The sequence below is a fragment of the Pseudomonas sp. A-R-19 genome, assembly GCF_019956575.1.
Classification (GTDB): domain Bacteria; phylum Pseudomonadota; class Gammaproteobacteria; order Pseudomonadales; family Pseudomonadaceae; genus Aquipseudomonas.
Window position 1 is genome coordinate 1 of record NZ_JAHBDR010000100.1, and the last position, 19,828, is coordinate 19,828.

The window sequence follows — 19,828 nt, forward strand, 5'->3', positions numbered from 1 at the left end:
GCGTTGGGGTTGGCGGTTGATACGGCGGCGGATGGGGTGCTGGCGTTTCTCGATTCAGGAGTGTCGGTGCCTGTTACACCCCTTTCGCGAGCAAGCCCGCTCCCACAGTTGACCGCGTTCCCCTGTGGGAGCGGGCTTGCTCGCGAAGAGGCCCTTGCTGACAGCGAAGATCTCAAGCTAAGCCTGATCTTCGACGACCTGCCGGCACAGCTGCCGCCAGACCTGAACCACTGGTTCGACCAACTCCTGTCCCTGAAAAAACCGCACCTGCAAGTGCTGGTCACCTGCCGTCAACGCCCGGACTGGAATTTGCCGCGCCTGATGCTGACCGGCCAACTGCTGGAGCTCGATGCCCGGCAACTGGCCCTGCGCCCCGACGAATTCGAATCGCTGATCGATGCCCTCGCGCCGCACACCGATGCACTGTCCAGGGAAAAGCTCTGGCATGAGACCGGCGGGTGGTGCGCCGGTGTTCGCCTGTCGCTTTCGGCTCCCTTGCTCGGTCAGTACCTTGAGCGTGAATTGCTGTCGCGGCTCAGTGAAGAGCAGCGCGAGGTCTTGTGTGGCCTCGCGCATTTGTCTCGGGTCAGTGCCGACCTCTGCGAACAGTTGTGGGAAGGCCAGCAGGGCGGTCGGGTGTTCGACAGCCTGCTGCACGGCCAGGCCTTTGTGTTCCCGATCGATCAACAACCTGGCTGGTTCCGGCTGCTACCCGTCGTAGCCCGGGCGCTACAGCAGCAGATGACCGGCCTGGCACTGAACCGCTTGCGCTTGCGAGCCTGCCAGTTGCTCAGCGTGCTGGGGCATGTCGACGATGCCGTCGAGCAGGCGTTATGCGCCGATCAGCCCGAGGTGGCGGCCAATTACATGGAGCGCTTGTGGCTGAGCTGGATCCTCGGCGAACGGCATCTGAACAAGCTGATGGACTGGCGCGAGCGTATCGAACCGCAATTGCTGCACAGCAGCCCGCGCCTGATTTACCTGTGTGCCAAGGCGTTGTTGTTCAGCGGGCGGCTGGACGAAGCCGGTGATTGCCTGATGCGACTCGGGCACTTTCTGCCGTTGGCCGATACGCGGCGCAACCAGCGCCTGCTGGCAAACTGGCAGGCCTTGTACGGCACCTTGCAGGCACAGCGCGGCCATGTCGATCCGGCGCGCCTGCATTGTCGTGCGGCCCTTGACTACCTGACGGCTGAGGATTGGCTGTCGGTGCTGTTGTGCCATTGCATCCTGGCACGCATCGCGATGGATGCCGGCGACCTCGTCGAGGCCCAGTCGCTGCTGGATCACTCGCTGGAGCTGGCCCGACGCCAGGGCAGCCATGAATCGGAGGTGCTGGTCAACGTCGACCGGGTGCGCTTGCTGATGCTTCAGGGGCAGTCGCGGCTCGCGCAATCGCTGGTGCGCAGCGAGCTCAACCGGTTGACCGTCAGTACGGGACAGCCTTATCCGTTGCGCGGTCGACTGTTGTTCCAGCAAGGCGAGTTGTTGTTGCAACAGGGCCACGTCAACGAAGCCGAGGTGGTGGTGCAGGCGGGGCTGTTGCAGGTTCGCGACTGCTGCGCGCCTTTTGTGCTCAACGCCTATCTGCTGTTATCGGAAATCGCCGCTCGCAGCCATGACCTGGAAAAGGCCCGCTGGCATTTGCATGAAGCCGAGCGGCGCATGCATTGGGGCAAGGTCCACGCGGCGTGCTACCAGGGGCCGATCGCGCGACAGCAAGCCAGGATCGCCGCCCGCGAGCAACCGGCCAACGACGACAAAGCCTCGCCTGCGCGCACGAGCGGCGTGCCGGATTACCAGGACGACCTGACACCGCGCGAGGTGTCGGTGCTCAAGTTGCTCGCCGAAGGCATGTCGGTACGCGAAGTCGGCAGCCGCTTGTTCATCTCGGAAAACACCGTGAAAACCCACGCCAAGAACATCAACGTCAAGCTCGGCGCATGCCGTCGCACCCAGGCGATCAACAGTGCCAAGGCCATGGGCATCCTGGCTTGAGTCCATCGACGTGACGCCACCCACCCGGTCCGGGTGGCGGCGCGGCGCCAGCGATGATCAACCATGCAGCCAGACCCTGCGCATCGCAGCCCCGCTGGTGGCCGCGTCCCGAAAAAAACAAGAGAGGTAGTGATGAGTGCCATCGAGCGTTCGACGAACTGTGAAATCCGCACGATCCTGGAAAAGCAAAGGGCGGCCTTCCAGGCCCGCGAACCCTATAGTTTCGAGGAGCGTTGTGAGTTGCTCGACCGGGCCATTGGTTTGCTGGTCGAGCATGAGCAGGAAATCATCGACGCCCTGACCGCCGATTTCGGCCATCGCAACCCCGGTTTCTCCAAGGGTAGTGAAGTGCTGTCGCCGTTGGCCACGCTCAAGCAGACCAAGGCCGAACTGGCGTCATGGATGCGCCCGGAACAACGTCAGGCCCGGGCCGGTGAAGCCTGGGTGCAGTATCAACCGCTCGGCGTGGTCGGCATCGTCACCGCGTGGAACGTGCCCGGCTACATGGTGTTCAGCGGGCTGGCCGGTGCTTTGGCCGCAGGCAACCGAGTGATGATCAAGCCGTCGGAATTCAATCCGCACACCTCGGCGCTGATCGCCAGGCTGATTCGTTCGGTGTACGCCGAAGAGGAAGTGGCGGTGGTCCTGGGTGACGCGCAGGTCGGCCAGGCGTTCTGCGGCCAGCCGTTCGACCATCTGCTGTTCACCGGTGCCACCAGCATCGGCAGGCACGTGTTGCGGGCGGCGGCGGAGAACCTGGTGCCGGTAACCCTGGAGCTGGGCGGCAAATCGCCGACGATCATCTCGCGCTCGGCGGACTTCAACGACGCGGTGGCCAAGGTGGTGATCGGCAAGCTGCTCAACGCCGGCCAGTTGTGCGTGGCACCGGACCATGTGTTCGTCCCGCAGGAGTCGGTGGACGCCTTCATCGGCGTGGCCAAGGCCGTGGTCGCAAAGTTCTTCCCGACGCTCAGGGACAACCCTGACTACACCTCGATCATCAACGCCCGCCATGTCGAACGCTTGCAGGGTTACCTGAGCGAGGCCCGCGCCGCCGGTGTCGAACTGATCGAACTGAACGCCGCGGCGGAAGACTTCAGCCAATCGACGCTGAACAAGATCGTACCGACGCTGCTGCGCAACCCCGGCGACGATCTGCAGGTGATGCAGGACGAAATCTTTGGTCCGCTGCTGCCGATCAAACCCTACGCAACCCTCGACGAAGTCATCGCCCAGATCAATGCGCGGCCGCGTCCGCTGGCGCTGTACTACTTCGGCAAAGACGCCAGCGAAGAAGCGCAGGTGCTCACGCGTACCTGCTCTGGCGGCGTGACCCTCAACGGCGTGATGAGCCACGCCAGCACCGAAGGCCTGCCGTTCGGCGGCGTCGGCCCGAGCGGCATGGGCGCCTACCACGGCATCGACGGTTTCCGCACCTTCAGCCACGCCAAAGCCGTTTTGCGCACGGCCAACCCGGCCTGAACCCCACATCATTGTCGAGAGAACTGCCATGAAAGCTGCCGTATTCCATCAGGTTGGAGCCCCGCTGGTCATTGAAGAAGTGGGCATCAGCAAACCGGGTCCGCGCGAAGTGTTGATCCGCACCAAAGCGGTCGGCGTTTGCCACTCGGACCTGCACGTCATCGACGGTTCGTTCCCGTACCCGGGCCCCATGGTGTTGGGCCATGAAGCCGCTGGCGTGGTCGAGCAGGTCGGCTCCGAAGTGCGCTCGGTCAAGCCCGGCGACCATGTGGTCACCTGCCTTACCGTGTTCTGCGGTCACTGCGATCACTGCGTGACCGGTCACCTGGCGCGCTGCGTGTCGCCGGAAACCAAGCGCGGCAAGGACGAAGAGCCGCGCCTGACCTACGTGCACAAGCCGATGCCGCAATTCGTCAACCTGTCCGGGTTCGCCGAGCAGATGTTGGTGCACGAAAACGCCTGCGTGGCGATCCGCCGCGACATGCCGCTGGACCGTGCGGCATTGCTCGGTTGCGCGGTCACCACCGGCACTGGCGCGGTGTTCAACACCGCCAAGGTGCGTCCGGGCGAGACCGTGGCCGTGATCGGCTGCGGCGGTATCGGCCTGGCCGCGATCAATGGCGCGGCGCTGGCCGGGGCAGGGCGCATCATCGCCATCGACATGCTCGACTCGAAGCTGGAACTGGCCAGGCAGTTCGGTGCCACCGATGTGATCAACGGCCGCGACGGCGATGCCGCCAAGCAGGTGCTGGAGCTGACCCGTGGTGGCGTGCACCACGCGTTCGAATGCATCGGCCTCAAGCAGACCGCCGAGCAGGCGTTCGCCATGCTCGCGCGCGGCGGTACCGCCACCGTGATCGGCATGCTCAAGCCCGGCCTGAAAATCGAAATCGACCCGCTGCAGTTGCTCCACGAACGGCGCATCCAGGGCTCGCTGATGGGCTCCAACCGCTTCCCGGTGGACATGCCGCGCCTGGTGGATTTCTACATGCAGGGTCGGCTCAAGCTCGACGAGATGATTTCCCAGCGCATCCGCCTGGACCAGATCAACGAGGCGTTCGATGAGTTGCGTCGCGGTGAGCTGGCGCGCTCGGTCATCGTTTTCGAATGATTGGCCTGATTCCCCTGTAGGAGCGAGCCTGCTCGCGATGGTCGTTAACGAAAACGCGTGTTCGCTGGTTAAACGCGGCGCTCTTGAATCCATCGCGAGCAGGCTCGCTCCTACAGGAGGATGAGCAGTAATTGGCTAAAGGCACGCCCAAACGCTTTTTGGAGTTGATGGATGGACATTGAATTCTCGGTGCACGAACAAGCCTTTCGCCAGGAGGTCCGGGCCTTTTTGCGTAATAACTTGCCGAAGGAGTTGTCCGAGCGAATTATCCTCGGCAAACGCCTGAGCAAGGAGCATCAGGTGCAATGGATGCAGATACTCGACCGCCAGGGCTGGCTTGCGCCGGGCTGGCCGGTGGAGTTCGGCGGCACTGGCTGGAGCGCCGTGCAGAAGCATATTTTCGACGAAGAATGCTTCGCCGCCGGTGCGCCGAAGGTAGTGTCCTTCGGCTTGAAGATGGTCGCTCCGGTGATCATCAAGTTCGGCACGGCAGAGCAGAAAGCGCACTTCCTGCCACGCATACTGTCCTGTGCAGACTGGTGGTGCCAGGGCTACTCCGAACCCGGTGCCGGTTCTGACTTGTCGTCGTTGAAAACACGCGCCGTACGCGATGGCGATCACTATGTGGTCAATGGCCAGAAAACCTGGACCACGCTGGCGCACTTCGCCGACTGGATGTTCTGCCTGGTGCGCACCGACCCCGAGGCCCGTCAGCAACGGGGTATTTCATTTCTGCTGATCGACATGAAAACCCCGGGCATCACCGTGCGACCGATCATCACCCTGGACGGCGAACATGAAGTCAACGAAGTGTTCTTCGACAATGTGCGGGTGCCGGTGGCCAATCTGGTCGGGCAGGAAAACGAGGGCTGGACCTGCGCTAAGTATTTGCTGACCCACGAACGCACCAGCATCGGCGGGATCGCGCAGAACAAGGCCTTGCTCACGCGGCTCAAGCGCATTGCCAGCCAGGAAGTGCGTGACGGGCGGCCGCTGATCGAGGATCCGCTGTTCCGTGCGCAGATCGCCGAAGTCGAGATGCAGCTGATGGCCGCCGAGATGAGCAACCTGCGCACGCTGGCGGCGACCCAGAACGGCGATGTACCTGGTGCCGAAAGCTCGTTCCTGAAGATCAAGGGCACCGAGGTCCGCCAGGCGATTACCTACCTGATCAGCAAGGCCGTGGGGCCGTACGCGTTGCCGTTCATTGAAGATGAACTGGGTTATGGCAGCGAACCGTTGCTCTACACCGACTACAGCAGCGCGGCCACCTACCAGTATCTGGATGCGCGCAAGGCCTCGATTTATGGCGGCGCCAATGAAATCCAGAAGAACATCATCGCGAAAATGATCCTCGAACTGTAAGGCGCCACGATCATGGATTTCAAACTGACAGAAGAGCAACAGATGCTGCAGGACACCGCCGCGCGCCTGGTGCGTGACGTGTATGGTTTTGAGCATCGCGAGCAATACCGCCAGGGCCGGGACGGTTTCAGCGGCCCGTTCATGCAGCAACTGGGCGAGTTGGGCCTCTGCGCCGTGCCCTTTGCCGAGGCCTATGGCGGTTACGGCGGCAGCGGTGTGGAGAACATGCTGATCATGACCGAACTGGGCCGGGGCTTGTGCCTGGAGCCCTACCTGCAGTCGGTGATTTTCGCTGGCGGCCTGATCGAGCAGTTGGGCACAGCGGCCCAGAAAGACCAACTGTTGCCGCCAGTCGGCAGCGCCAGCCTGCAACTGGCCGTGGCCCTCGATGAGCCGCAGAGTCACTACCTGCTGCACGACGTGCAGACGATCGCCGAGGCGGTCACCGGCGGCTGGAAACTCAATGGTCGCAAGTCGGTGATCATCGGCGGCCAGAGCGCCGGGCTGATGCTGGTTTCGGCACGCACCAGCCACGGGGTTCGGGACGAGAAGGGCATCAGCCTGTTCCTGGTCGATCCGCAAGACAGGGGTGTCAGTCGACGCACCTTCGACACCCTGGACGGGCGGATGGCCTGCGAGTTGTACCTTGAAGACGTGTTCGTCAAAAGCACCGCGGTACTCGGCGAAGTGGGGCAGGCCTTGCCGGCGCTGCGATATCAGCAAGGCCGGTGCATCGCCGCGCAATGCGCCGAAGCTGTCGGCAGCATGGAAGCGGCGTGCGCGTTGACCCTCGATTACCTGAAGACGCGCCAGCAGTTCGGCCAGGTCATCGGCAAGTTCCAGGTGCTGCAACACCGCATGGTCGATATGCGCATCGAACTGGACCAGGCCACCTCGATGACCCTGCTCGCCGCCTGCGTGGCCGATCAGGCCGACAGTGACGAGCGCAGCCGCGTCCTGGCCGCCGCCAAGTTCATCGTCAGTCGCGCCAGCCGTTTTGTCGCGGACCAGGGCATCCAGTTGCACGGCGGTATCGGCCTGACCTGGGAGTACATGCTGTCGCACCACGCCAAGCATCTGCTGATGGTGGCGCGTCAGTTCGGCGACGACGATCACCATCTGCAGGCCTATGCGAAGTTGATGCAGGTGGCCTGAGCACCCCCTTTGTGGGAGCGGGCTTGCTCGCGAAAGTGGTGTGTCAGCTACATCAATGTTGGCTGATCCGCCGCCTTCGCGAGCAAGCCCGCTCCCACAAAAGCGGATTACTGCCGGACGCCTTCGAAGCTGCCGGTTCGTACTTCGCCGCTGCGGATGTAGCGGGCGATCAGCACGCCGGAGGGCGAACTGATCGAACTCGCCAGCGTGAAGGCCGATGCTTGTGCGTTGTCGTCGAACAAGCGCTTGCCGCGCCCCAGCAGGATGGGGTGAATCATCAGCCGCAACTCGTCCACCAGGCTTGCGGCAAGTAGTTGGCGCACGAGATCGCCACTGCCTTGTGTCAGTAGCCGGGGGCCATCCTGGCGCTTGAGCGCGCTGATCGCCTCGACCAGGTTGCCCTCCAGTGCATGACTGTTCTGCCACTCCAGCGAATCGCCGCGATGGGTGGCCACATGCTTGGCTACGCCGTTGAACAGGTCGGCGATGCTGTGGTGGGTTGAGTCGGACCGAATGTGCGGCCAATAGGCGGCGAAGATGTCGTAGGTACGACGTCCCAGCAGCAACTCGAACGGCTGGGAGAACAGGTCCTGTACGGCCTGGCCGGTGGTTTTGTCGGCGTAGGGCACTATCCAGCCACCGAAGCGGAACCCGCCACTGGGGTCCTCTTCAGGCCCGCCGGGCGCTTGCATGACGCCGTCCAGACTCACGAACGCGGCAACGGTGAGCGTGCGCATGTTCTTCTCCTGATATGGGTTCTGGTTCAAGGGTTAAGGCAGGGAGGCCGGCGACACCGTGAGACCGTTCCCTGAAAGATAGTCGAACCAGACGCCGTGAAATCGACAGCAAGCTGCGAACGAGTACGCGTTTCTTCAGCAAGACTGGTTGAGGCGACCGATGTCTCGTTCTCGCCACCTGGTCAAACATGAACCTCACGTCCAGGATGCACTCACCGAGACGCGTCTGTTGCCGGCGAAAAACCAGCAGTTTATCGAGTTTTTAAGTGACCGGCTTGAGGGGGCATAGCGAGGCATTCGGCAACGGATGGCGCCTGCCAACGCATGTCGCGTCCTGGGGCAAAAAAAGATTCTTCACGCATTCCCGGGAAACTGTAGGAGCCGGCTTGCTGGCGATGGACTCCAGTGCGCCGCGTTTATCCGGTTCGTACGCGTCATCGTTAACGACCATCGCTGGCAAGCCAGCTCCTACAAGGGACCGCGTCCTGGTCGAAATGATGTGAACGCCAAACTGTAGGAGCCGGCTTGCTGGCGATGGACTCAAGTGCGCCGCGTTTATCCGGTTCATGCGCGTAATCGTTAACGACCATCGCTGGCAAGCCAGCTCCTACAGGGGACCGCGTCCGAGTCGAAATGATGTGAACACCAAACTGTAGGAGCCGGCTTGCTGGCGATGGACTCAGGTGCGCCGCGTTTATCCGGTTCATGCACGTAATCGTTAACGACCATCCGCGTCCTGGTCGAAATGATGTGAACGCCAAACTGTAGGAGCCGGCTTGTTGGCGATGGACGCAAGTGCGTCGCGTTTATCCAATTCATACGCGTTATCGTTAACGACCATCGCTGGCAAGCCAGCTCCTACAAGGGACCGCGTCCGAGTCGAAATGATGTGAACGCCAAACTGTAGGAGCCGGCTTGCTGGCGATGGACTCAGGTGCGCCGCGTTTATCCAGGTGTTCCTGCCCAAGCATTTGTCCCCTTTGGAACACGTGCGCTGATCGTCCGCCTGGCATCGACCTGAAGGTTCGCGGCTGCGCGCCTTTTTTTTGGTCACTCACATCACTCAATGCTCATGGGCATGCGAATGGAGGGTGAGGGCACCAGGTACCTTGGTGCGTTCGAGCCCCCCACGTTCCATCCACCGGAGGGTCTGATCATAGGCACGCTGCAGCAAAGACTCGGTCTGGTCAAAGTTGAAAACCGAGACGTCCACCGGGCACAAGGGCGGGACGATGTGCAGACTGGTGAGTGTGCGGAAGTGTTCGATGTCGCTCACCAGTTGACGCATGCTCATCAGGTTGACGGTGTGCAGGGCCAGGGCGACCAGTCCGCGGGGAGGTTGCGTCAGGTCGCAACTCACTCCGGTGGGGATTACCACGACGTTGGTGGCTCCCAGGGCTACGGCAGTCGAAATAGGTGTATTGCTTGCCACGCCGCCGTCAACCAGGAACTGATCGGCGATTTGTACGCAGGGGAACACCAGCGGAATGGCAGCGCTGGCCAGTAACGCCTGTTCGAGTTCGCCACTGGACAGAACCGTCTCGGCACCACTGAGCAGGTTGGTGGTGACGATGTACAGGGGCAGCACCGCATCCTCGATGCGGTGAATGGGCAGTGCCTGGCCCAGCAGCCGATTCAGTGCCTGCGGCTGCAACAGATAGCCACGCCGTTTGATCAATCCTCTACAGGTATCGATCCAGGAGAGGGGGAAGATGTCGGTTTTGCTCAGCCCGCGCCAGAATCCGGCGAGCGCCTCGACGCCATCGGAATCGGGTCTTGCGGCAAAGTAGGCACCGTTGATGGCGCCTACCGAAGCACCCACCACCATGTCGAATCGAACATTGGCTTCGACCAGGGCCCGCAACATACCCACCTGCACCGCCCCCAAGCTGCCACCGCCAGCGAATACGATTGCGGTTTTGGTCGCCATGACGGAAGTCTCTGTGCGCAAATGTATCGAATGAGTGTAGCTGGCGGATCGGCACTCCTTCCGGCAGCCGGTCACACGCACCACGCCCATCCGCGAGTTGAGCACGCTGGTCGGGGCTCGGCCCAGGTCCGGTTACTGGTACGCCTTGTCCCGGTCACAAGGCACTGTTATCCCGCTGACGTCACGCTCGCAGCCTGCGCAGGGTGACGCGACGTCACCAGGCCGATAAAGGAAATTGCCAGCGCCAGGCCAATGGTCGTGCTCACTTCGGTACGGTGCTCCGGGGTGATCATCATGACCGCCAGCGCTGCGCAAATGAACACGATCACCAGCCACGTCAGCCATGGAAACAGCCACATGCGAAAGGTCAGCTCGACGTTCTGCCGACGCAACATCCGGCGCATGCGCAGCTGCGACACCGCAATGGCCAGGTACACCAGCAAGGCAATCGCGCCGGAGCTGGCCAGCAGGAAGTCAAACAGCCCGGCGGGCATGAAGTAGCTCCACACGGTGATCGCCGCGCCCAGCACGGTGCTGGCGATGACGGCTGCCCGTGGCACGCCTTCGGAGGAGGTCGCCTTCAGCGCCTTCGGCGCATCGCCACGACGGCCCAGCGAGTACAGCATGCGCGAAGCAATGTAGATCGAGGAGTTCATGCAACTGGCCACGGCGATCAGCACCACCACGTCCACCATGAACTTGGCGTGGGGAATGTTCATGATTTCCAGTGCCCGCTGGTAGGAACCTACCTGGGCGAGCAGCGGATCGTTCCAGGGCACCACGGAGATGACCACGAAAATCGACAACAGGTAGAACACACCGATACGCCAGATCACCGAACGCGTGGCCTTGGCAATGTTCTGCGAGGGATTGTCGGATTCGGCGGCGGCGATGGTCACAGCTTCAGTCCCGATGAAGCTGAACATGATGGTGATGAAGGCGCCGACTACCGCTGACAGGCCGTTGGGAGCAAATCCGCCGTGCTCAGCCATCAGGCCGCTCAATCCGCTGACTTCCCGATCGGGAACCCAGCCCATCAACACGGCAAAACCCACGCCGATGAAACCGATGATCGCCACGACCTTGGCCATGGCGAACCAGAATTCGAATTCACCGTACTTGGAGACGCTGAACAGATTGGTGATCACCAACGCAATGATCGACACCAGGGCGAACAGCCAGGCATCGACCTGGGGAAACCACTGGTTCAACACATGGCCGGCAGCCAGTGCTTCGATAGGAATCACCAGTACCCAGAACCACCAGTACAGCCAACCGATGGTGAAGCCTGCCCAGCGACCTATTGCCTGGTCGGCATAGGTGGAGAACGAGCCAGTGTCCGGATTGGCCACCGCCATTTCCCCGAGCATGCGCATGACCAGGACGACGAGCAAGCCTGAGAATAGATAGGCCAGGAGGACCGCTGGCCCAGCCGCTGCAATGGCATGCCCTGAGCCAACGAACAAACCGGCGCCGATAATGCCGGCGATTGACAGCATTGTTACGTGACGAGGCTTGAAGCCCTGCGCCAATTGGCCACTCGAATCCTTGGAGCTCGGGCTAATCATTGGTTTTTTTCTCTGCTGATCGACATTTAAGCGAATTGACAGGGGCAACGGATCACCACTGTTGCCTGCCGGGCTTTCCAAGGGAGGCACCGTTCAAACGCTGCAGTTCTTATTAAACCCATCTTCACGATGTGGTTACTTCGATGAAAAGATGCGCCACCTTAACCGTCTTGTCCGACAATTCAGTTACCTGTTCGCGTCGCCTCCTTGTCTGATATCGACACGAGCAAATTCAGCGTTCACGGTTAATACCGATTGGTCATGATATGGCCATGCGCAATAATTTTGTTTTTTTAGAATTCTGAAAGCAGCAACGGATGGGGATAACCTGGAAGGTTCGAGCGGGCGAGAAGGTTTCGGGAGGAGAGTCGCCAGATCTCTCTGGGAAGAGCGGATTGGATGATTACTGCCTGTCGCGAACGGTTGAGAACGACCCAGGCTGTGTGAAAACAAACTTGATACGTTTAATGCTGAGATTTTTTTGGATTGCCTGCGAAGTCGGTAGTAGGAAGTAAAGATTGGACCGTGCGGCCAACATCGGCGCTCATATGGCTGTTGGGGCCGCGTCAGCGGTCCCAACAGCCAATTACCGGAGATCCAGCGGCATGATTACGCCCTGATTGCTTCAAGCAACCCCAAGATGCCAAAGATGCTCATCATTCGCTTGAGGTTGTAGGCGAGCACGTGAAGGCTCATCTCAGTGCTCACCCTCGGCAGGGTCTTGGTCAGGAAGTGGGTACTTCCCATCCAGTACTTGAGCGTTCCAAAAGGATGTTCAACGGTCTGTCGCCGAACCCTCATCATCGTTGGATCATGATCCAGCCGAGCCTGCATCGCGTCGACTACAGCCTCATGTTCCCAGCGTTTCACACGGCGTTCCTTGCCCGTAGTGCACTGCTTTTGCATTGAGCAGGACTGGCAGCCCGAGAAGTAGTAACAATGCAATAACATGCCGTCTTCCACCGACGAATACCGCCGGGTCAGTAACTGTCCCGCAGGGCATCGATACTCGTCCGATGCAGCAACGTAGATGAAGTCCTGCTTGCCGAATCGGCCTTCGGCTTTGCTGCCCGATGTGAGGGGTTTCGGTACGAAGGTAGTGATGCCGGCTTGCTCGCAAGCAAGGATTTCCAGACCTTTGTAATAGCCTCGGTCGGCCACCACCGTCAGCGATTCAGCCTCGATTTCTTCACGCGCTTGGTTCGCCATATTGATCAGTTGCCCACGATCATTACCAACGTTGGTCACCTCATGGGCAATGATCAGATGGTGTTTGTCGTCGACAGCTGTTTGGACGTTGTAGCCAACCGTTCCGGTGCCTCGGCCGCTCGTGGCCATTGAGCGGGCATCTGGATCGGTAAGAGAGATCTGCTGGTCTGGACTGTCGTGAAGCTGCGCCTCGATGTCCTTGAGTTTTTGCATCTGCTGTTTCAGCGTTTCGATTTTTTCTTTCAGCCGCTCGGCCTTGGCCTCGGCCACTTCGGGCGTTGCCCGATCCGCCGAGTCCATCGCCGCCAGATAACGGTCAATGCTCTGCTCGATCTGTTGCATGCGTGCCTTCACTTTGCCCTGGGTGAAGTTGCGGTCGCGGTTGTTGACGGCTTTGAATTTGCTGCCGTCGATGGCGATGATTGATTGGGAGAAGAGATTGAGGTGGCGGCAAAGCACTACAAACTGCCGGCAGACGCTGCGAATGGCTTTGCCGTTGTCTTTGCGAAAGTCGGCAATGGTTTTGAAGTCTGGGGCCAAACGCCCCGTCAGCCACATCAACTCGACGTTTCGCTCGGCTTCACGCTCAAGCCGGCGGCTGGACTGAATCCGATTGAGGTAGCCGTAGATATAGATCTTCAGCAAGATCGCGGGATGGTAGGCCGGACGCCCCGTTGCAGCAGGATCAACACCTTCAAATCCAAGTGCACCCAGGTCGAGTTCATCGACGAAAACGTCGACCACTCGCACTGGATTTTCTTCGGCTACGTAATCGTCCAGGCACTCAGGCAGCAACGTGACTTGCGTCCGAGCCTCACCTTCAATGAATCGTTTCATGATCGCCCCCAATACGATCTAGACGATCAGAAGGTTAGACAAACACTGGCGTTTTCACACAGCCTGGGCCGATAGCGGAGTCTCCCCACCTCTCGCGGTCGATTCAATACTTAGGTCAGCTGTCGTACTCCTAGGCCCAGAATCAGACCACCACACAGGCGATCAATCACTTTCCGAGCCTTCTGATACGCCGAGGAAATCCTTGGTTGCGACAAAGCCACCGCAACCAGTCCATACCAGGTCAGCGAAACGACCACCACAACCGCCAGCATTGAGACGAAGGTGCTGACCGAGGGGTGGGCGGGGGCTGCTGCTGAAAAGACGGCGGCGTAGAAGGCCATGGATTTAGGATTGCCGATGTTGGTGACGACACCCTGAAAGAAGGATTTCCGGACGCTGCCAGTCGTGCCCTCACAAGGCCGTAAGGCGGGATGCTTGCCTGCTTTAACGATCAGGCGTACGCCAAACCACATCAGGTACGCCGCACCCATTATCTTCATAACCAGTACTGCCCATGGGAAGGCTGCAAACACAAGGCCCAGACCTGTGATCGCACAGCCAGACCAGAGCAGGTTCACGGTCACTATACCGGCGACCAAGGCCAACGCCTCGGCACGTGTTGCGGCTACTGCCTTGTGAACAACGGCGACGAAGTTCGGCCCCGGAATCACTACGCCCGCCAGATAAACCCAGAAAACAGTGAGTACCGCAGTACTGTCGAACATTTCGATCCCTCTTAGCGCTGATCGGTATCAGCGTCTGGTTGAAGATTTCATCACGTTTTCGACCGCGAGAGCATCCATGCTAGCGAGCGAAGGGGCTGACAGTCAGACACAGATTCCACAATAAACTCCGATACAGTGACCTTTTATGCTAAGTAAACCCTGCCCGGCGATGCGGTGGTCAGGGATCGCTTTGGCCTGGAGAGGAATGCTTCGCTGTTAAGGGCGGATGTGTACTGTCGGCAGTGTCTGCAATTGGCCGTTTTCTGCCTGTCATCCAAGGTAGCAATCGATGGTGTATTCAATCTGTCGAGCTTCTGCTGCGCGTCATGTGTATGAGGGCCGATCGGCCGTTTCCCAAAAAAGGTCGCTCCTCAATGGCATAAGGCACAAACCCAAGCTTGGGGTAGAGCAGCAGGCCTGCCGTGTTTTCGTTGAAACAGGAAATCTGCACCTCCTCGGCTCCGTAACGCTCGAATGCCAAGCCGGTCATCGTCTCCACGATAAACGTGGCCACTCCTTCGCCCCGAGCGCTCGGCGAGACGATGACATTGCCGATACAGCAAACGCCATTGCGTTCAGCTCGATAGAAATTGGCAAACCCAACGACAGTCCCATTGATCTCCACGACGGTAGAGTCGAAGCGTTGGGAGATCGCGGCATGCAACTGCGTTTCCGTTAGCGGGAAGTGCGCCTTCGGAAACATGAAAAACAACTCTTGAGCATTCTGAGGAAAGCCGCAGATCATTTTTACGTCGTTAGCCTTCACTGGCCTGTGGTTCAGTTTCATTGCTGGTCTCTAAGTTCCATGAGTCAGTACTTTAGCGGCTAGCTCAGGGTGACGGAAAGCAATGGCATGTACGCAAATGGCTGATGGCTGCCCTTGGTGAGAGGCAGCTTTTGGCCGACTGCTCTCTTTTGCGAAGGGCAGTTTCTGGCCAATTGCTACCCGCCACAAAAGGCAGCAACCAACCCAAAACAACCCTTGGCGATAATCCGCAACCCATCTTTTTCAATCAGGCTGACGCAACAAATGTCCTGCGCGCATCTGCTTCGTGCGGTGCCTTATTGCTCCACCTGCAGATGTCGGTACCCGGCCGCCTGTATGAAAACGGCCAAGTGCCAGATCGTCCCGTTGGCGGCCCAGAATCCGCCGTCGACTTCTTCAAGGATGATCGAAGTCATGATGATCCTCGGGTCATCCTTGGCTTGCGAACTCGCATCCGCGTCGGATACAGGGATGCTACATCGCCTGCGGCGACTGATGAAAAAAATGCTCAACGCCACGCCACGGCAACTGCGTTGACGGCGGCGAGTGTTTTTTCAATTCAATGACCCGATTCGGGCCAGTCGCCGAGAAAAACCGGGAATGGCCCGACCACTGTTGAATTCTCAACAGTACTTCAACAGCAAGTGTCCGGTTACCTACTCCAGTTTCTGCTGATTTATATAAGTTATTGATATTTAACGTTTAAGTTTCATGGCATGGATCGTGCTCATTCTGATCAAGGCTCCGTGCCGACAGTCATTTGCAAGACTGTGCGGCCGTTGGCGGAGCCACCGTTAGAGTGAGGAATCCATGTCAGTTTCAGCCGCATACCCGATCAATCCACCCTCGGCCCACGTGATCCGTGATGACGCCGAAGCCATTGGCATCGCCCATGAAATCGCTGCGCTGTTGCAGGTTGGCGCCAGCGAGCGCGATCTGACGCGCCAGGTGCCGGCCGAGGTGGTCGATGCTTTTTCCAACAGCGGACTCTGGGGCATTACGGTGCCTCGGGAGTACGGCGGCGCCGAGGTGTCTTATGCGACGCTGGCGCGGGTCATCGCGATTGTCTCGGCGGCCGACCCGTCCCTTGGCCAGATCCCGCAGAATCATTACTGCCTGCTGGAAGACATCCGCTTGCAGGGCAGCCACGAGCAGAAGCAGTTCTTCTTCGGGCTGGCCCTGGCGGGAAATCGATTTGCCAATGCGCTGTCGGAAACCGGCGGCAAGAACGTGCAGGACATCCGTACCCGCCTGGTCGCGGAGGGCGAGGGTTATCGCATCGATGGGCGCAAGGGTTATTGCACCGGATCGCTCTATGCCCATTGGCTGGGTGTGTTGGCCCTGGACAGCGAGGACCGTGCACAACTGGCCTTCGTACCGCGTCATACCGAGGGTTTGAATGTGGTGGACGACTGGGACAGCATCGGTCAGCGCACCACGTCCAGCGGTACCGTGCTGGTCGAGGGGTTGTGGGTGCCGGCCTTCAATCTGTTCCCGACTTACCGCTCCTATGAGCGTCCGACCCTGGCCGGGCCCTTTGCGCAGATCACCACGGCGGCCATCGATGCCGGCATTGCCCGTGCAGCACTGCGCGACACCATCGGTTTTGTGCGTGAGCAGGCGCGGCCATGGATCGATGCCGGGGTGGAAAAGGCCAGCGAAGATCCGTTGACCATCATTCAGGTCGGCGCACTGGATATCCGCCTGGAAGCCGCCGAAGCGTTGCTCGAGCGTGCCGGCCTGGTGCTCGACCAGGCCAGGTCGGCACCCGATGAACACTCCGTCGCGCAGGCATCGCTGGCGGTCGCCAGGGCAAAGGTGTTGACCACCGAAATCGCCATCGAGGCCAGCAACAAGCTGTTTGAACTGGGCGGTACCCGGTCGACGCTGCGCAAGCACAACCTCGATCGCCATTGGCGCAACGCGCGGGTCCATACCCTGCACGACCCTGTGCGCTGGAAGTACCACGTGATCGGCAACTGGCTGCTCAACGGCATCAAGCCGCCACGCCATGACTGGTCTTGAGGTCGCGCACATGCCCAAGCAAATTCGTCTCAACGCCTTCAGCATGAACACCGTAGGGCACTTGTCGCCCGGCCAGTGGCGGCACCCGCGTGATCAGTCCACGCGCTACACCGACATCCATTACTGGATCGAACTGGCGAAAACCCTGGAGCGCGGCAAGATCGACGGGCTGTTCATCGCCGATGTGCTCGGCGTGTATGACGTCTACCAGGGCAGTGCCGACGAGGCGCTGCGCAGTGCCGCGCAAGTGCCGGTCAACGACCCGTTGCAACTGGTGCCGGCGATGGCTGCGGCGACTCGTCACCTGGGGTTTGGCGTGACGGCGTCGGTGTCGTTCGAGCATCCGTTTCCGTTCGCCAGGCGCATGTCGACCCTCGATCACCTGACGTCGGGGCGTGCGGGCTGGAACATCGTCACCTCCTACCTGGGCAGTGGCGCGCGAAACATGGGCCAGCAGCGGCAGTTGTCCCACGATCAGCGATATGCGCTGGCCGAGGAATATCTGCAGGTTTGCTACAAACTCTGGGAAGCCAGCTGGGAGGAGGGCGCGGTACAGGCCGACCGCGTCAGTGGCGTTTACGCCGATCCTCGCAAGGTGCACGGCATCGCTCATCAGGGCGAGTTTTTCACGGTGCCCGGCTTCCACCTCAGCGAGCCATCGCCGCAGCGCACGCCGGTGATCTACCAGGCCGGTGCCTCGAGCCGTGGCCGGGTCTTCGCCGCCGCCAATGCCGAGTGTGTGTTTGTTGCCGCGCCGAGCAAGGCAGTCCTGAAAAAGCAGGTCGCGGATCTGCGTGCCGCGGTCCGGGCTGCCGGTCGCGAGGCCGATCAGGTGCTGGTTTTCGAACAACTCACGGTGATTGTCGCCGCGACGGACGCCGAGGCCCTGGAGCGCTTGCGCGAGTACCGCGAGTACGCCAGTGCGAGCGGCGCCCTGGCCTTGATGTCGGGATGGACCGGGATCGACTTCGGCGAATACTCGCCGGACCAGGTGCTGCGTGAAGTGCCCAGCGATGCCATCCAGTCGACCGTAGAGGCATTTACCCGCGCCGACCCGAACCGAACCTGGACCACTGCGGAAATTGCCGACTACTGCGCCATCGGTGGCGATGGCCCGGTGCTGGTCGGCTCGGCAAAAACCGTGGCCGATCAGCTCCAGGAGTGGGTCGAGGAAACCGATGTCGATGGCTTCAACCTGGCCAGCGTGGTCGCGCCCGAGACCTTTGAGGCGGTGGTCGATCTGCTGGTGCCGGAGTTGCAGGCACGCGGGCTGTTCAAGCGCGAATACGAGGATGGCACCCTGCGCCACAAGCTCTTCGGGCAGGGCGATCGCCTGGCCGCTCCGCACCCGGCGGCGGCCTTGCGTGTGGGGGTACCGCGATGAACGAATGGTTCGCTCACGTCAATTGGGGCGAAGTGGCCGAGGCTTGCCTGGACACCACGAGCATGCTCGGCGTGGCGTTGGGCTGCACGGTATTGCTCGGGATGCCGCTTGGTGTGCTGCTGTACCTGACGGGCCAGCGCCAGTTGCTCGAATCGCCGCGTCTCTACCGGCTGTTGTCGGTGGTGGCCAACGTGCTGCGCTCGATGCCGTTCATCATCCTGTTGATCGTGCTGATCCCGGTGACCACCCTGGTCACGGGGACCTCGCTGGGCGTGCGCGGCGCGATTCCGCCCTTGGTGGTCGGGTGCACGCCGTTCTTCGCCCGGCTCGTGGAAAGTGCCTTGCGCGAAGTCGATCGCGGTCTGGTCGAGGCCGTGCAATCGATGGGCGCCAGTACCCCGCAAATCATCCTGTTTACCTTGTTGCCCGAAGCCCGGACCGGGCTGATCGCCGCCGTCACGGTCACCGCCATCGTGTTGGTGGATTACACCGCCATGGCCGGCGTAGTCGGCGGTGGCGGCCTGGGCGACCTGGCGATTCGTTTCGGTTACCAGCGTTTCCAGACCGATGTGATGGTGGTCACCGTGTTGCTGCTGATCCTGCTGGTGCAGGCCTTGCAGATGAGCGGCGATCGCCTGGTACGACATTACACACGGCGTTAAACGCCGGACCTACCCGAACGCAGTAGCCGGGTACCGCTGCTGCAGGCCCTACGTCCACCTCACGACGGCCACTTTCTGATCATCCTGGAGTCATGAGCATGAAAAAGACCCTGGCCGCCCTCGCTGCCGTTTTATCCCTGAGCGCCCACGCCAACGAAAAACTGGTGGTGGGTGCCACCCCGGTGCCCCACGCGGAGATACTGGAGTTCGTCAAACCGGCGCTGGCCAAAGAAGGTGTCGATCTGGATATCAAGGTCTTCAGCGACTTCATCCAGCCCAACCTGCAACTGGCCGAGAAAAACCTCGACGCCAACTACTACCAGTACCGGCCGTTCCTCGATGACTTCAACAAGACCCGGCACACCGATCTGGTGCCGGTCGTGGGCGTGCACATCGAGCCGTTCGGCGCCTATTCGACCAGGATCAAGAAACTCGCCGATCTGCCCGAAGGCGCCAGTGTCGCCATCCCCAACGATCCGGTGAATACCGGGCGCGCCCTGGTGTTGTTGCACGAGGCCGGGTTGATCAAGCTCAAGGACCCGAGCAATACCCTGGCGACGCAACACGATATCGTCGAGAACCCGCACAAGCTGAAGATTCGTGAGCTGGAAGGCGCGTTGCTGGCCCGTGCGGTGAGCCAGGTGGACTTGGCCTTCGTGTTTGCCAACTACGCACTGGAGGCCGGTATCGACACCAACAGCGCGCTGATCGTCGAGAAGGGCAAGGACCTGTACGTCGAGTTCCTGGTCGCCCGTCCGGACAACATCAACGACCCTGGCATCCAGAAGCTGGCCAAGGCACTGAACTCGCCGCAAGTGCGCGATTTCATCCTGACCCGCTACAAGGGTCAGATCGCTCCCGGTTTCTGATCGGC

The 19,828-nt window shown here is 60.6% G+C and carries 16 protein-coding genes; 10 read left to right on the plus strand and 6 right to left on the minus strand.

What is annotated here, in order from left to right; genetic code table 11:
• From KGA88_RS27465 to KGA88_RS27485, 5 genes are all read left to right on the plus strand, one after another.
• On the plus strand, positions 1 to 1,998 hold a 1,998-nt coding region (locus tag KGA88_RS27465), incomplete at its 5' end, for a helix-turn-helix transcriptional regulator (protein ID WP_223595622.1).
• Between the two features lie 132 nt (positions 1,999 to 2,130).
• Positions 2,131 to 3,480: a coniferyl aldehyde dehydrogenase gene (locus KGA88_RS27470; protein WP_223595624.1), complete on the plus strand. Its 1,350-nt coding sequence runs from the start codon at positions 2,131 to 2,133 to the stop codon at positions 3,478 to 3,480.
• Between the two features lie 28 nt (positions 3,481 to 3,508).
• Positions 3,509 to 4,591 (plus strand): Zn-dependent alcohol dehydrogenase, encoded by a 1,083-nt coding sequence (locus KGA88_RS27475; RefSeq protein WP_110662487.1) that lies wholly within the window; start codon positions 3,509 to 3,511, stop codon positions 4,589 to 4,591.
• 171 nt (positions 4,592 to 4,762) lie between these two features.
• Entirely contained in the window at positions 4,763 to 5,956 is a 1,194-nt protein-coding gene (locus tag KGA88_RS27480; protein ID WP_223595626.1) for an acyl-CoA dehydrogenase family protein, read from the plus strand.
• 12 nt (positions 5,957 to 5,968) lie between these two features.
• A complete protein-coding gene (locus KGA88_RS27485; protein WP_223595633.1) occupies positions 5,969 to 7,111 on the plus strand; it encodes an acyl-CoA dehydrogenase family protein in 1,143 nt (380 codons plus the stop codon).
• Positions 7,112 to 7,218: 107 nt separating this feature from the next.
• Here KGA88_RS27485 and KGA88_RS27490 read toward each other — a convergent pair whose 3' ends face one another.
• The 6 genes from KGA88_RS27490 to KGA88_RS27515 form a co-directional block, all read right to left on the minus strand.
• Complete coding sequence (locus KGA88_RS27490) at positions 7,219 to 7,848, minus strand: dihydrofolate reductase family protein (RefSeq protein WP_223595638.1); 630 nt, start codon at positions 7,846 to 7,848, stop codon at positions 7,219 to 7,221.
• Between the two features lie 1,063 nt (positions 7,849 to 8,911).
• The gene (locus KGA88_RS27495; protein WP_223595640.1) at positions 8,912 to 9,778 is read right to left on the minus strand and encodes a patatin-like phospholipase family protein; all 867 of its coding nucleotides are present in this window, start codon (positions 9,776 to 9,778) and stop codon (positions 8,912 to 8,914) included.
• Positions 9,779 to 9,945: 167 nt separating this feature from the next.
• Positions 9,946 to 11,346 carry a GABA permease gene (gabP, locus tag KGA88_RS27500; protein WP_110657883.1) on the minus strand — a complete coding sequence of 467 codons (1,401 nt, stop codon included), beginning with the start codon at positions 11,344 to 11,346 and terminating at the stop codon, positions 9,946 to 9,948.
• Between the two features lie 609 nt (positions 11,347 to 11,955).
• Positions 11,956 to 13,392, minus strand: a complete 1,437-nt coding sequence (locus KGA88_RS27505) for an IS1182 family transposase (RefSeq protein ID WP_110657885.1) — start codon at positions 13,390 to 13,392, stop codon at positions 11,956 to 11,958.
• A gap of 110 nt (positions 13,393 to 13,502) precedes the next feature.
• Entirely contained in the window at positions 13,503 to 14,117 is a 615-nt protein-coding gene (locus KGA88_RS27510; RefSeq protein ID WP_110657887.1) for a LysE family translocator, read from the minus strand.
• Positions 14,118 to 14,415: 298 nt separating this feature from the next.
• Positions 14,416 to 14,904 carry a GNAT family N-acetyltransferase gene (locus tag KGA88_RS27515; protein ID WP_223595642.1) on the minus strand — a complete coding sequence of 163 codons (489 nt, stop codon included), beginning with the start codon at positions 14,902 to 14,904 and terminating at the stop codon, positions 14,416 to 14,418.
• Positions 14,905 to 14,987: 83 nt separating this feature from the next.
• On the opposite strand from KGA88_RS27515, the gene KGA88_RS27520 reads away from it, so the two are divergent.
• The 5 genes from KGA88_RS27520 to KGA88_RS27540 all read left to right on the plus strand — a co-directional run bounded on the left by KGA88_RS27520 (position 14,988) and on the right by KGA88_RS27540 (position 19,823).
• The gene (locus KGA88_RS27520) at positions 14,988 to 15,449 is read left to right on the plus strand and encodes a hypothetical protein (RefSeq protein WP_223595644.1); all 462 of its coding nucleotides are present in this window, start codon (positions 14,988 to 14,990) and stop codon (positions 15,447 to 15,449) included.
• 244 nt (positions 15,450 to 15,693) lie between these two features.
• Positions 15,694 to 16,908: an SfnB family sulfur acquisition oxidoreductase gene (locus KGA88_RS27525; protein ID WP_223595646.1), complete on the plus strand. Its 1,215-nt coding sequence runs from the start codon at positions 15,694 to 15,696 to the stop codon at positions 16,906 to 16,908.
• A 10-nt stretch (positions 16,909 to 16,918) separates the two neighbouring features.
• Entirely contained in the window at positions 16,919 to 18,292 is a 1,374-nt protein-coding gene (locus KGA88_RS27530) for an LLM class flavin-dependent oxidoreductase (RefSeq protein ID WP_223595648.1), read from the plus strand.
• Positions 18,289 to 18,954 carry a methionine ABC transporter permease gene (locus KGA88_RS27535; protein ID WP_223595650.1) on the plus strand — a complete coding sequence of 222 codons (666 nt, stop codon included), beginning with the start codon at positions 18,289 to 18,291 and terminating at the stop codon, positions 18,952 to 18,954. Before KGA88_RS27530 ends, KGA88_RS27535 begins: the two co-directional genes overlap by 4 nt.
• A gap of 98 nt (positions 18,955 to 19,052) precedes the next feature.
• A complete protein-coding gene (locus KGA88_RS27540; RefSeq protein ID WP_110657897.1) occupies positions 19,053 to 19,823 on the plus strand; it encodes a MetQ/NlpA family ABC transporter substrate-binding protein in 771 nt (256 codons plus the stop codon).
• The last annotated feature ends 5 nt before the right edge of the window (positions 19,824 to 19,828 follow it).

Coding starts and splice junctions, on each gene's coding strand:
- KGA88_RS27485 (WP_223595633.1), top strand. CDS start 5,969: ATGGATTTCAAACTGACAGAAGAGCAACAGATGCTGCAGGACACCGCC.
- KGA88_RS27525 (WP_223595646.1), top strand. CDS start 15,694: ATGTCAGTTTCAGCCGCATACCCGATCAATCCACCCTCGGCCCACGTG.
- KGA88_RS27470 (WP_223595624.1), top strand. CDS start 2,131: ATGAGTGCCATCGAGCGTTCGACGAACTGTGAAATCCGCACGATCCTG.
- KGA88_RS27540 (WP_110657897.1), top strand. CDS start 19,053: ATGAAAAAGACCCTGGCCGCCCTCGCTGCCGTTTTATCCCTGAGCGCC.
- gabP (WP_110657883.1), bottom strand. CDS start 11,346: ATGATTAGCCCGAGCTCCAAGGATTCGAGTGGCCAATTGGCGCAGGGC.
- KGA88_RS27490 (WP_223595638.1), bottom strand. CDS start 7,848: ATGCGCACGCTCACCGTTGCCGCGTTCGTGAGTCTGGACGGCGTCATG.
- KGA88_RS27520 (WP_223595644.1), top strand. CDS start 14,988: ATGGCTGCCCTTGGTGAGAGGCAGCTTTTGGCCGACTGCTCTCTTTTG.
- KGA88_RS27515 (WP_223595642.1), bottom strand. CDS start 14,904: ATGAAACTGAACCACAGGCCAGTGAAGGCTAACGACGTAAAAATGATC.
- KGA88_RS27510 (WP_110657887.1), bottom strand. CDS start 14,117: ATGTTCGACAGTACTGCGGTACTCACTGTTTTCTGGGTTTATCTGGCG.
- KGA88_RS27530 (WP_223595648.1), top strand. CDS start 16,919: ATGCCCAAGCAAATTCGTCTCAACGCCTTCAGCATGAACACCGTAGGG.
- KGA88_RS27475 (WP_110662487.1), top strand. CDS start 3,509: ATGAAAGCTGCCGTATTCCATCAGGTTGGAGCCCCGCTGGTCATTGAA.
- KGA88_RS27535 (WP_223595650.1), top strand. CDS start 18,289: ATGAACGAATGGTTCGCTCACGTCAATTGGGGCGAAGTGGCCGAGGCT.
- KGA88_RS27495 (WP_223595640.1), bottom strand. CDS start 9,778: ATGGCGACCAAAACCGCAATCGTATTCGCTGGCGGTGGCAGCTTGGGG.
- KGA88_RS27505 (WP_110657885.1), bottom strand. CDS start 13,392: ATGAAACGATTCATTGAAGGTGAGGCTCGGACGCAAGTCACGTTGCTG.
- KGA88_RS27480 (WP_223595626.1), top strand. CDS start 4,763: ATGGACATTGAATTCTCGGTGCACGAACAAGCCTTTCGCCAGGAGGTC.